Raw genomic sequence first — 12,048 nt, 5'->3', positions numbered from 1 at the left:
ATTTCGTGATGAATTAGGTCTCTTGCTTCAGCAGCATTAACTTTTCTATAAAAGCTCCAATCGAAATACCCACCCTTGTCAGAATCATTAGGCTTTGTTTCGAGCATTAGCACCAGTACTGACTCAAGAACTAGATGGCCAACCAGGAATGCGCCCACCACCTCATTTCCAAACAAATAAGCGATGTGCTCTATGCTGGGTTTGGTTCTGTCTTCCCACGGATCTTTCATAGTTCTGAAACCTAACATTCTAATATCAGGCATGCGCGTTTTGACGATTTCAATATACCGTCGAAAAATGAGAAAAGAGGTTGATTAGAAAGGAAAAATTCATTTTCTGATCTGACTGCTTCCCTGCTAAACGCGCATGCGCGTTATCACAATTAAACATTGCCTGCACTCTTATAAAAAATGGCAAGCACGATTTCCATAATTCATTGATTTTGCAGCTTATCCATTTCTCGCACTGGGGTAAACCGCGCATTAAGTCGGGCAAAGCGAGCACAGTTTGCGAGAAAACAGAAAATATACTGTATAAACCATCAAAAACTCAGCTGAAACGATATACAGGATGCTGCTTGGGGTATGCATTACAACGTATTGCGCTGGAATGAGTCGATCCGGGTCTACAGGGAGGCGCTTGCGCTCCAAACACCGAAACGCCCCGGTGCTTTTCAGCAGCGGGGCGTTTTAACAAGGGGATGCAAACACCGATCAGGCGTTCTTCATCTTTTTACCCAGCCAGTTGCCGAACACGCCACCGGCAACCATCACGATCAGGAAGATCCAGCCCGACAGGGAGAAGTTAGCAATCGGGGTGTATAGCGCACCGACGTTACAGCCGTTGGCGAAGCGAGTGCCAAGTCCCATGGCAAGGCCTGCGATAACCAGCATGGTCGCTTCCTGCCCGCCTAAGCGCATGCGGCTCATACCACTCAGGAAACGCCCCGCCAGCAGCATTGAGATCACAGCGCCCAGCATAATACCGATGTTCTGTACGTTCACCGGATGACTGAAAAATGGCATGGTAAACACGCCTTCCGGGCGATGGGTAAAGGCGGCGATGGCAGCAGGCTCGACACCCACGGCGATCAGCAGGCGACCAATCCAGAAGCCGAAGGGAGACGATGCGCCCCAGCCGGAACCGGTGACACCCATCAGCAGGGTAAACAGCACCACAATCACGGCAACACCGGTTGTCATCGTCCAGCGTTTAACAAACAACGCCTGATAGGTTTCACGGCTGAAAAACGGGTGCTGAGCGATATCAGATGGGGTGCTTTCCAGCTGCTCTTTCTCAGCAGCAACACCGATAAAGGTGTCCTCCTTCTTACGGCGATGCTCGTAGCGCTGCGCCAGCCAGATCACAACTCCGGCAAACAGGGCGGTCAGCAGAATCGCACCAAAGTAACCGTCCATAGGGCCACCGGCGAACAGATCCGGCAGGTAAACGCCTTTGCCTTCAAAGGTGGCGGTAGAAACCCAGCTCTCACGAATCCAGCTTTCCTGTGCCTGCAGGGGGAAGCCCAGAAAAACCCCCATACCAAAGCTGAACAGCACCAACGCAGGGCGCGCCAAACTGCTGGAGAAATAAGTCAGTACGCCGGAGGCACAGCAACCCGCGAAGGACATACCAAAACCAAACATCAGGCCGCCCAGAATCAGACCGGCATTAATCGGGTTAACCCACAAGCCCATCTGGGTCGGATCTTGTTTATAAAGGAAGGCGGTAGATGCGATAGCCGTTGCCACAAACATCAGCATCAGGGCGCGCATCAGGCGGGTAGAACCCGCACGATAGGCACGATTCACACTACCGGCAAAGCCCAGTGAGGCACGGGTCAGGGCATAACCAAAGCCCAGACCGATCAGTAAACGGAAGAAAATAGCAGATTCAAGGGCGATCGCCCCCAGTAGCAATACCAGACCGAGCAGTGCAAAGCCGCTCAGATACTCTTTTACATTCATGGTGTTATTCCGACCTTAAAACGAAAAAACGCCACAAATGTGGCGCTGCAGCAGACACTGATTTTAATAGCGCACTGATATAGATCAATCTTTGACTAAGACAAAAACGCTATAAGCTAATAATAAGACAATAAAATATCGTCTTTTTTCAAGGGGTTATAAAGCGCTTAGTCTCGCCCCTAATCGGGCTGAAAGCTTAACTCTCAGCACCATTCCAGACCATCTTGCCGCATTCGCTCAGGTCATAACCGCCAAGTCCCTCTGCCAGCGCCCTTCCCTCTTTACTCTGCATATAAGTAAACAGCTGCTGAAACAGGCCACGAAAATAAACGCTACGGGGCACAACCAGATCAAAAGCCTCCTCACAGACAGGAATAAAGCTGAGGTCATATTCACGGGCGGCACTCATGCTACCCGGCCCGACATCCGCATCACCCCGACAGATCATCGAGGCCATCTCCCGCTCACTAAAGGCCTGAACCGAGATATTCAGATCCGACTCCTGCATCTGCTGGCCGGTCAGCCACTCCTGCAGAAAACGCTGTGAACCCGCGCCTTCCTGACGGATCGCCCAGCGCATGCGGTGCATCGGCAGACTGTCGGCATCATCGGTTTCAAACTCAGGGTTTACGATTAAGCCCTGTGTGCGTTTAAAGGCATGGATCAGCACCCACTGACGATAATGGGAGAACTGACGCACCAGCCCCGGATGGCGCAGATGGCTCTCTTCTGCCCGCCCCCAGTGAATCGCCGCTACATCTGCATGCCCCTGAGAAAGCAGACTTAACCCCATACGAGTGCCGGTCACACTGTAGCTGTAGAGCGCCTTGTTACCCACCACAGAAGGCAGACGCAGCATCATCGCCTGCAGGAAAGGATCATCACTGCCGGTCAGCAGCAGACGGTCTGCCATCAGACCGCTATGGCAGGATTCCAGCAGCCAGCGATCCACAAGTTTCTTCGGAAAAAGCCACTTACCTGTCACCTTGGTCGCCGGAATCTGGCCTTCACTGGCCAGGGCATAAACTTTCTTCTCGTTCAGATGCAGGTATTCAGCCACCTGCTTTACGTTCATAAAAAGGGTATCGGCGATCACTTCAGACATAGCGTTCTCTCAGGTTCAAAAAGCGTGGGGTTCTATTTGAAATCGGGTTAAGCCGGACTGGCTTATTAATCTTTTTTACGGGACGGCGATTTAGGGCGAACCGGTGGCGGTGCGTCCCAGTCGAAGCGCTCTGCGCCCTCGTACAACATAAAGTGCTGCCCCTTGGCGCGGGCGATCAGCATAATGCCCAGCTGCTTTGCCAGCGCCAGCCCCATGGCGGTCACACCGGAGCGGGACAGAAGTACGGAAATACCCATACGAGCGACCTTAATCACCATCTCTGAGGTAAGACGGCCTGTGGTGTAAAACACCATCTGCTCACGCACCATAGGCGTAGGATTTTCTGGTGTAGACGTCAGCCACTGTTTACCCGCCAGCGTATCCACGGCGTTATGACGACCAACATCTTCTGAGAAGGCCAGCACTTCTGCGCGGTTTTCCTCTTCTGCATCAGGGTTTGCCGACTCAGGGTTCAGCGCACACAGCGCGCAGCCGTGTACCGCACCGGCAGAGCGGTAGGTTTCGTTATATTCGTTCAGGGCTTTCAGCAGGCGATAAATATCGCTTTGGGCGACCTTAAAGCTCGGCAGTTGGATAGTTTCCAGATCATCCATCAGCGCACCGTATTGCGTACCCTGACCACAGCCTGTGGTGACAGTTTTATGAGCCAGCTTCTCTTCCAGCTCCTCACCGATCTCATCGGCAACCACCACAGCGGCTTCTACATCCCAATCCACCTGCACAGCGCGGATCTGACTGAACGCTTTCACCATGCCCTGATTGCGCAGATAGCCCAGCACCAGTGCTTCCGGCTCGGCACCTAAGGTCATCAGGGTGACGATTTCGCGTTTATTGAGATAAAGGGTAAGCGGGCGCTCACCTGCGATGGCGATCTCACGAATCTGGCCGTATTCATCGAATACCTGAGTGGTTTGTGTCAGCTCAGCACTGGCCTGACTGATGACAGCTGCTTCAGCGTTTTGCTTGTCGGTCTCTATCATTGTCATATCGGGTCACGTCACTTTTATTATTCATTATTCGGTAGCGCATCTGGGGAGCGTCAAAATGACCACCCTGAATTCGGTTATAGAAAACAGCAAAGATCATTCCTGTTTTATCTATCGACGGGCTAAAAAAAGAAAATCAGGGATAAAAAATGACCGTAACGGAGAAGAAAAGTGCGCCAAAGGGAAAATCAGCAGCAAAGGGAGACAAAATTAGCAAACCCGGAACAGGCAGAACCCATGGGTCACGAAGGGGCTTTTAACCGGATTAAGTTTCAGGAAATGGAACTTCAGAAACCGGAATCGGGAAAATAAATCAGCGATCAATTATTTCTGCCAATAAACACCCGGTTCACTCAGGCAGGTAGATCCTGAAGCGGCAGCAAATCACCTTAAAAGACAAAATGACACGCATGGGACATTTTGTCCTATGCGTGTCATTTCAGGCTATGCGGCCATCTAAACAAGCAGCCATCCAAACTAATAGCCTAGGATAAAACCCTCGATCAGATCAGCTCGCCACGGGCCGGATAATCATTTTTAATCACAAAATCCAGCGCACCCAGCATCTCTTTAAAGTGCGGACGGGCAAATGGCATGGTGCTGACATTACCCCAGTACAGCGTGCCATCCGGACGTACCAGATAGATAGCAGGCTCGCTGAATACCGTTGGCTCTTCTACACCGATAGAAGTTTTGCCTTTACCGGCAGAGGTGTACAGCCCCCAGTTTTTCACCTGCTGCGCAGTCAGACCATAACCTATGGTGATGTTCGGCAGTTCCCATTCGTTTTTCACCGCTGTTGCACGCTTTTCGGTGTCGCTGGACAGCGCCAGTACCGACACACCTTTAGCAGCGAAGTCATCCGCCAGACGGTTCAGTTCCGTCAGGTAGTTTTTGCAGATCGGGCAATGATAGCCACGGTAGAACACCACCATGGTGAAGTTTTGCGGATGCTGATCTTCCAGACTCCAGCTATCACCACCCACAGTGTTTACATCAAGCGCGGGTACAGACTGACGAGGCATTAAAGGCGTAACCATATTCGTTCTCTCCAAAAGTTAAATCACTCTGCTGTCGGGGTCATTGCCCGACAAACCTGTGTCGATGGAGAAAGCATAGGTGAACTTACTGTACGATCAGTACGCAGTTTTGCTATCTTTAATAGCAGTTCGTACAAAACAGATTGTTTCCCTTGGTTATTTGACGGAATCTTTATGGATCGACTCAGCGCCCTTCTTAACCTCTTCCAGCCGGAAGCCCGCCATGTCAGCCAGAGTAATCTCAATGACGGGGCGCTCTCTGTCCCGCAGGATGACTGCAGCAGACTCTATCTGGTGAAGAGCGGTCGCCTGCAGCTGACAACCCCATACGATGAGCAAACACTGAACTGCCAATGCGGGGATCTGATCTGGCTCCCCAGAGGCGATGCCCATCAGCTGGCCGAACTGCGTGAAGAGCTGTGTGAAGAGCTGCGGGAAGATGGTGTCGGTTTTGATCAGCAACCCGCCGCGGTCGTGACTCAGATCGATATCGCCTTTTTACATCGTGAGCCAAATCAGGAGCTGAACCTGCTGCAGAGCACCCTGCCCGCTCTGCTTTATCTTCCAGCCAGTGAGAGTCAGATCTCCAATCTGAAACCCTTAGTGGAGCTGATGTTTCAGGAGGCCGGTCAACAACGCTGCGGCCATACCACAGTGGTTAACCGACTGGCGGAGGTGCTGCTGGTCAATCTGTTGCGGCATCTGATGGCGAATCAGAAAGTTGCCACCGGCGTGCTCGGCGGCCTGAGTGATCTGCGCCTGGCTCGCGCCATGACCGGCATTCACGACACCCCCGGCGAGAACTGGACGTTAGAGGAACTCGCCAACACCGCAGGCATGTCCCGCACCGCCTTCAGTAAACGCTTTCGGGAAGTGGTAGGTTTTACCCCCGCGGATTACCTCGCCCACTGGCGGATGAGTATCGCCTGCAAGAAGATCAGCAGCGGCACAGAGAGTATCGCTGCCATCGCAGATGAACTGGGCTATCAGAGTGAGACCGCCTTCCGGCGGGCATTCCGGAAGGTTACCGGCCACCCACCGGGGTTTTATAAGAAGGGAGGGAGTTTTAGCGAGATCGCCAAGGAAGATACTTTTGAGGCATAAGCGGTTACATAACCGCTTATGTCAGGCCTACCCCAGGCAGCACCCCGTTTTATTCCTGCCATTAATTAATTCCCTATCACCATCAGGCGGCAGTGGTAGACTGACATTCAAACACCTGTTTGATACAACCACCAATCGCTAGGTTCACCCATGCCAATACGCAAACGCTACAGTTATACCGATGATCAGGGATTCCATGTGGAAGGCGCTCGGGTTGGCCGGTTGAATCTGGGGATTAACACCACCTTTATCCTCTATCACTTGGGTGACACCCTGATCGATACCGGCCCGTCGAATCAGTGGCCGGAAAGTAAGCACTTTATTGAAGAAGCGCCGATCAGCCGGATTCTGCTCTCCCACCACCATGAAGATCATAGCGGAAATGCCGCCAATGCTGCGGAGTTGCTGGGCGTAACTCCTTTCGCCCCCACTCAGGCGGTAAACAAATTCAGCGAGGGTTATAAAACCCCGATGATGCAGCGGGTGATCTGGGGTGATCCGAAGCCAGTGAAGACTCAACCCCTGCCGGAGACTATGACACTCGATGGCTTTGGTGAGCTGCAGGCAATCCACACACCGGGACACGCAAAAGATCTGCACTGCTTTTACCTGCCCCAGCGGCGCTGGCTGTTCAGCGGTGATCTTTATATCTCCAAGTCCCTGCGTATGATGCGGGAGGACGAAAACCTGACAGAGATTCTGCACAGTATGCAAAAGGTGCTGGAGCTGGATTTTCAGGTGATCTTTTGCCCACACAGAGGGATTCTGGAACAGGGCAAGCAGGCGATGCAGGAGAAGCTGACCAATATGCTGAACCTCTGCCAGCAGGTGCAACAGCTTAGGGAAGAAGGTTTAAAAGAGAAGGCGATCAGCAATAAATTGCTGGGTAAAGAAGAACTCGCCTGTTACCTGAGCGGTTATAACTTCTCTAAGATCAATCTGATCCGACAGGCGTTGAAGGTGGATCTGAAGGCGTTTACAGCGGATAGCGCTAAACAACACGATTAAGAAAACATCTTTTAACAGCCCCGAATAACAAAAGCCCCGCAGGTATTCACCCTGCGGGGTTTCGATTGTTGCTTGAGTGAAAACCAACTCAGGCTGCGCTGTCTTGCATCCGGACGACTACAGGTGCTTCAGAGCGGGCGCGGATCTGGTCAAAATCCCGCTCCACTAACAGCTCACCGTTGCGGTAGACGGTCTGCAGCAGGTTTTCGCGGCCTTTCAGCTCCTGCTCCGGAATAGTCCTATAACCGACTTCGGTTGCAATCAGCGCCAAACGGCCGCGCTTGGAGCGTTTGCCCGGGTCGGTAATCGGGTATTTAAACACATCCCGCCACTGGCCGTTGATCTGAATCGCTGAGGCTTTCATGGCAAACTTCTGGGTATCGCGGTTTACTTTCTGCAGCAGCTCGCCCCCCATGCCAAAGGCGATATTCTCGGCGCTAATGCCACGCTGTTTCAGTACTTCCAGGATCGCTTCGATGGATTTGACACTGACGCCATCGCCCTGAATCAAGCGGATATAATCCGGCAGCACCCGATAGCCTTTGCTGTTGATGCGATAGCCAAATTTAGCCATCAGTCGCTCCAGCGCTTCCGGTACGACTTCTACCGGTACTCCGGAATCGGGACGCACAACCAGTACTCCACCCATCCGCTGCACCTGAACTTTCAGCTCATCCCCCCAGATGTTATCGATGGCGTTCCACAGATCATAGGAGTCACTAACGACGGCGACTGGCTGACCTTCTTTGCCGAACTGTGCGAGCATGTTGGCGTAGGCGGCGGATTCTCCGTCTTTGCCCCAGCTGGTAATCGTACTGTGTTCCGCAGCCGGAATCGAAAAGCCCGCCATCTCCGCGCCATAATAACGACGGGCCGCCATTAAACCCGACAAGGTATCCGTGCCCATAAAGTTGATCAGGTGTGCAGCCCCGCCCAGGGCGGCAGACTCTTCAGAACTGGCTCCGCGGGCACCAAAGTCGTGTAGTTTAAAGCCCAGACTATCACTGTTGTCGGCGGTTTCTTCCAGATAGCGGGCGATAATGTTTTTACAGCTTTTGGACACCGTCGCCACTGTGGTCGGATACCAGATGGCGCGTAACAGCGAGGTTTCGATATAGCTGGTCAGCCAGGCGCAATTAGCATCGGTATTTTTCACCTGCACTAGCACATTACCGGTCGGTACAACACTGCCCTCAGCCACCGCCTGAATCTCAATCGGCAGATAACCCTGATAAGTATTCAGAATGTACTGCCAGCCGCTGCGGTTAAACGGCAAACCGTGGGCAGTAAGCACCGCTTCTGCTTCGTCGATATCGGCAGCGGTAATCGGCTGGCTCAGGGTTTCTTTGATATAGGCCTGCAGACCAAAAAACAGGGTTTCAGCGTAATCGCCGCCGCGGGATTCAATATAGCTGGAAACCACTTCCGCACCCTGTGGGTACTGCAGGTAGTGAGAGGTTTTGTAAGAGTCGGTATTCAGAATAAAGTTTTTCATCACGGAAATCCTCCGGTCAGTTTAAGAAACCACGCTGGTCTGTCCGGCGCGGTGAATCAATTCAGGGTGAATCAATTCAGGGTCAATCATTAACGCTTTCTGTGCGTGACTAACCCTGTTCGGAACTAAACCCTGTTAAGAGCTGAGCCTCCGCGGTTCCCGCTGCAGGCTCTTGTCTGTTCCGATGAACATATAGTGGCTTAAGGCCACTATTAAAGCAAGCATTTTTTATGATGAATCACACATTTTTGAACTCCGCTTTAATGTCGCCTCAAAAGGCAGCCGAAGAACAAGAAATCAGCAAGACAGGATAAGCTAAGCGAAACGGAGTCATCCGGTTAGCGGGAAGATGAAAGAAGAAGGCTGAAAAGTAACGATCTGAAAAGCAGTAGGCCGAAAAGTAATAAGCCCAAAAACAAGGGGCCGAACAGTAACGGGCTAAGCTCAGGTTTGAACTTAGCCCATCCTTAGATCGCGTTTAACAGGGTGATAACAGGGCAATTCCCGTTTACGCCGTGCCCAGCAACTGCTGGATAATAAAGTAGTGGTCTTCAAACATCTGCTGCGGCTGCAGCTCACCCAGCGGCACCCAACGGGCGCTGCGGGCGTCATCGCCACCTTTGACCTTAGGCAGACTGGCAGCGGCTTCCAGCTCGATCAGAAAAGCATGAGTGATCGTGCGGCCCCGGGCGGAACGATGCGGGTCATCAAACACCTGCTGGCGTTTAATCGAGCCTTTCAGTACCGGTGCCGGGACTTTGAGGCGCGTCTCTTCCCGCAATTCCCGCAGACAGGCATCTAACAAACGTTCATCCTGATCAACAAAACCACCAGGCAGCGCCCACAGCCCTTTACCGGGGTTAGCCCGACGCTCCACCAGTAAAATATGTCCGGACTGCACCACTAAAGCGTCTACCGTGACAAAGGTTGGCGCGTAAGGCGCGGCCTGCCAGGCCTCCTTGTAGCGACGAACAAAAGCGATCTCATCACTGATCTGCTGATAGGCCTCTTCCTCTGCAGCAAAATCCTCCAGCCACTGGCGTACCGCCTGCGGCAAGGGACTGTCTTCTGCTGCCAGCAACGTCTCACGCTGTGCACTGAAAAACAGCTCCCGAAGCGGTGTGGCACTGATACTCTGATGATTCTCAACACCGATGCTCTGCCACTGGGGAAACAGATTCAGATAAAAACCGGTGTGATCCTTTTTGTGGCCAATCAGAGCGATTCGCGCTGGCTGGTGCGGGGCGATGTGGTGCGCGGTCACCAGGCCGGAAACCGTGGTCTGCACATTACGCACCCAAAGTTCATCGTTGTAGGGCACATCCATCAGCGGCAGGCAGATCAGGCGATCATTCTCTTCTGTCGTAAGGCAGGCGCGCATCATCTGCTCACGCTCGGTGTGCAGCCAGGGATTGCGGGGGTTACGGGCCTGCCAGGAGGAACCAATCAGCACGATCAGCTTGCCAGCCTGAGCTAACCCTTCCCGTACCACCTGAAGATGGCCGTTGTGAAAAGGCTGAAAGCGACCAATAAAAACCGCAAAATCAAAAGTGGGTTGTTCAATAGAGTGTTTCATACAGCAAGCTCCTTGCCGTTAAAAAGTAATCTGCGGGTCTATCCCACAGGTTTGCTGCCTGATGCCAGGTTGATCATCAGGTGGCCGGAACGCCTTGAACGAATAAGACGCAGGCCTTATTATTGGCTTTATGCCACTAATGTCAATCCATAATTGCGGTAATACAATGCCTTCAACAACCCCACGGTTAACAGCGACTCCACTCTCAGCCGAAGAACAGGCCTATCTGGATCATTACGATCCACAGGCGTACCTGTCTCCCCTCTTCTCGGCGGATGTGGCTATTTTTACCCTGCACGATGGCGAACTTAAGGTGTTGCTGGTGCAGCGGGGTGATTTCCCTGAAAAAAGCAAATGGGCGCTTCCCGGTGGCTTTGTGGATCTGAAAGAAGATACCAATATAGAGATCACCGCCCGGCGCAAACTACTGAGCAAGACCGGTATCGATGCCCCACTTCTGGAGCAGGTCGCCACAACCGGCAACGCCAGCCGGGACCCAAGGGGCTGGTCGGTCACCACCCTTTATATGGCACTGATTGCCTACGCACCCACCGCTGATTTCGTGGACAGTGTCGCGGATGCCCGCTGGTTCTCCTATAAAGAAGCCCTGACTCTTGAGCTGGCCTTTGATCACTTTCAGCTACTACAGCAGGCACGGGAACGACTGAAGAACAAAACCGCTTACACCGTACTGCCGATCCATGTGCTGAAAGCACCTTTTTCACTGGCGCAACTGCAGAAGGCATTTGAACTGCTGATGGAGAAAACTCTGGAGAAAAAATCCTTTCGCCGCCGCATCGCCAATGCTGAGATGCTGAAAGAAGTCGGAGAAGGCGTACCGGAAGGCGGAAAAGGCAGGCCGGCAGCGCTATACATACCTGCACCGGGCTCAGAGAAGCATCTGTTTACCCGGGCATTTAAGGATTAATGACCCGGTAACCTGCCAGCCCCTGTCCTGATGCGTCTTCGGCCTGCGTATACCCGGTATTGACCGGGTCAGAATAGCACTCACCGCAAACAGTCATTAGGAAACAACGGGACAGTAACACTGCCCCAAGTTGTCCCATTATGTTTAAAAACCTCATTTTTTCTGAGTATTTTTGCGATCCAGCCCGTCAATTGTCACCAAAAAAGATGGCACCTTGCTTGCACTCCAGAGAGGAGTTATCCGGCCTTGACGGGGTCACCCTGCACACATCGTAAGTCGATCCCGTCAGCTGCCATGTACCGGATAATCTTGGGGTTGTTATGCGCCGGCCTAAGGAATGAGTTTCTTCAGGTTTTTCGGAGTTCCGAGACGGCGCTTTTTTACCCGATCCTTTTGATATGCAGGATCGGGCGTAACCCAACCCAATCGCGGTAACCTTCTTACACCTCCGAGCAACCTGTTTTCAGGTTATTAAATCGGTATAACCAGAGCCTTTCTGGGGCCCGCAGCTCATCAGACACCATCTGAATGACTGCGGGCATTTTTTTACCTGCGATCCGCGATGTTGATAAACACGACCCCTAACGCAAGGCCTCCTCAGAGCTTTCCTCCGTTTTTCACCCTGCATTACCCGGCACCACTGGCTTGCTATTTGCCTTATCTCAAGCTTTAGAGGGATCAGCCCTGCCACAGATACCGTAAAAACCAGCACAGAGACTGTAAACGCTAACAAAGTGCGCCAGACGGTCTAATCTGAACGAAGGCTATCCCAAAGATGACGGCTGACACCGACAACATCGATATCAGCCCATCGATCT

Annotated in this window: 10 protein-coding genes and 1 pseudogene; 4 read left to right on the top strand and 7 right to left on the bottom strand. The window is 52.5% G+C overall.

Features of this window, described 5'->3' with window-relative positions; translation table 11 throughout:
* The 4 genes and pseudogenes from AC4GL5_RS13215 to AC4GL5_RS13200 form a co-directional block, all read right to left on the bottom strand.
* Nucleotides 1-230, bottom strand: a pseudogene (locus tag AC4GL5_RS13215) (hypothetical protein); the annotation flags it as partial.
* A 483-nt stretch (nt 231-713) separates the two neighbouring features.
* On the bottom strand, nt 714-1,967 hold the full coding sequence (locus AC4GL5_RS13210; RefSeq protein WP_490383262.1) for a YeeE/YedE family protein: 1,254 nt from the start codon (nt 1,965-1,967) through the stop codon (nt 714-716).
* A 196-nt stretch (nt 1,968-2,163) separates the two neighbouring features.
* Nucleotides 2,164-3,072 (bottom strand): substrate-binding domain-containing protein, encoded by a 909-nt coding sequence (locus tag AC4GL5_RS13205; RefSeq protein WP_490383261.1) that lies wholly within the window; start codon nt 3,070-3,072, stop codon nt 2,164-2,166.
* A 65-nt stretch (nt 3,073-3,137) separates the two neighbouring features.
* A complete protein-coding gene (locus AC4GL5_RS13200) occupies nt 3,138-4,079 on the bottom strand; it encodes a formate dehydrogenase accessory sulfurtransferase FdhD (protein ID WP_490383260.1) in 942 nt (313 codons plus the stop codon).
* Nucleotides 4,080-4,137: 58 nt separating this feature from the next.
* Here AC4GL5_RS13200 and AC4GL5_RS13195 point away from each other — a divergent pair, with 58 nt between their 5' ends.
* Nucleotides 4,138-4,293: a hypothetical protein gene (locus tag AC4GL5_RS13195; RefSeq protein WP_490383259.1), complete on the top strand. Its 156-nt coding sequence runs from the start codon at nt 4,138-4,140 to the stop codon at nt 4,291-4,293.
* Between the two features lie 289 nt (nt 4,294-4,582).
* On the opposite strand, the gene AC4GL5_RS13190 is transcribed toward AC4GL5_RS13195, so the two are convergent.
* Nucleotides 4,583-5,119 carry a peroxiredoxin-like family protein gene (locus tag AC4GL5_RS13190; RefSeq protein WP_490383258.1) on the bottom strand — a complete coding sequence of 179 codons (537 nt, stop codon included), beginning with the start codon at nt 5,117-5,119 and terminating at the stop codon, nt 4,583-4,585.
* Between the two features lie 174 nt (nt 5,120-5,293).
* Between AC4GL5_RS13190 and AC4GL5_RS13185 the strand changes: the two genes are divergently transcribed.
* Nucleotides 5,294-6,223 carry an AraC family transcriptional regulator gene (locus tag AC4GL5_RS13185; RefSeq protein ID WP_490383257.1) on the top strand — a complete coding sequence of 310 codons (930 nt, stop codon included), beginning with the start codon at nt 5,294-5,296 and terminating at the stop codon, nt 6,221-6,223.
* A gap of 150 nt (nt 6,224-6,373) precedes the next feature.
* Entirely contained in the window at nt 6,374-7,231 is an 858-nt protein-coding gene (locus AC4GL5_RS13180) for an MBL fold metallo-hydrolase (protein ID WP_490383256.1), read from the top strand.
* A gap of 88 nt (nt 7,232-7,319) precedes the next feature.
* Here AC4GL5_RS13180 and AC4GL5_RS13175 read toward each other — a convergent pair whose 3' ends face one another.
* Both AC4GL5_RS13175 and AC4GL5_RS13170 read right to left on the bottom strand, forming a co-directional pair.
* The gene (locus tag AC4GL5_RS13175; protein WP_490383255.1) at nt 7,320-8,726 is read right to left on the bottom strand and encodes a nicotinate phosphoribosyltransferase; all 1,407 of its coding nucleotides are present in this window, start codon (nt 8,724-8,726) and stop codon (nt 7,320-7,322) included.
* A gap of 508 nt (nt 8,727-9,234) precedes the next feature.
* Nucleotides 9,235-10,302 (bottom strand): bifunctional nicotinamide-nucleotide adenylyltransferase/Nudix hydroxylase, encoded by a 1,068-nt coding sequence (locus AC4GL5_RS13170; RefSeq protein WP_490383254.1) that lies wholly within the window; start codon nt 10,300-10,302, stop codon nt 9,235-9,237.
* 166 nt (nt 10,303-10,468) lie between these two features.
* Here AC4GL5_RS13170 and AC4GL5_RS13165 point away from each other — a divergent pair, with 166 nt between their 5' ends.
* A complete protein-coding gene (locus AC4GL5_RS13165) occupies nt 10,469-11,230 on the top strand; it encodes an NrtR DNA-binding winged helix domain-containing protein (RefSeq protein WP_490383253.1) in 762 nt (253 codons plus the stop codon).
* The last annotated feature ends 818 nt before the right edge of the window (nt 11,231-12,048 follow it).

The organism is Oceanospirillum sp. (genome assembly GCF_982874595.1).
The sequence above is the reverse complement of the archived record's forward strand: the minus strand, read 5'-3'. Positions and strand labels throughout refer to the sequence as shown.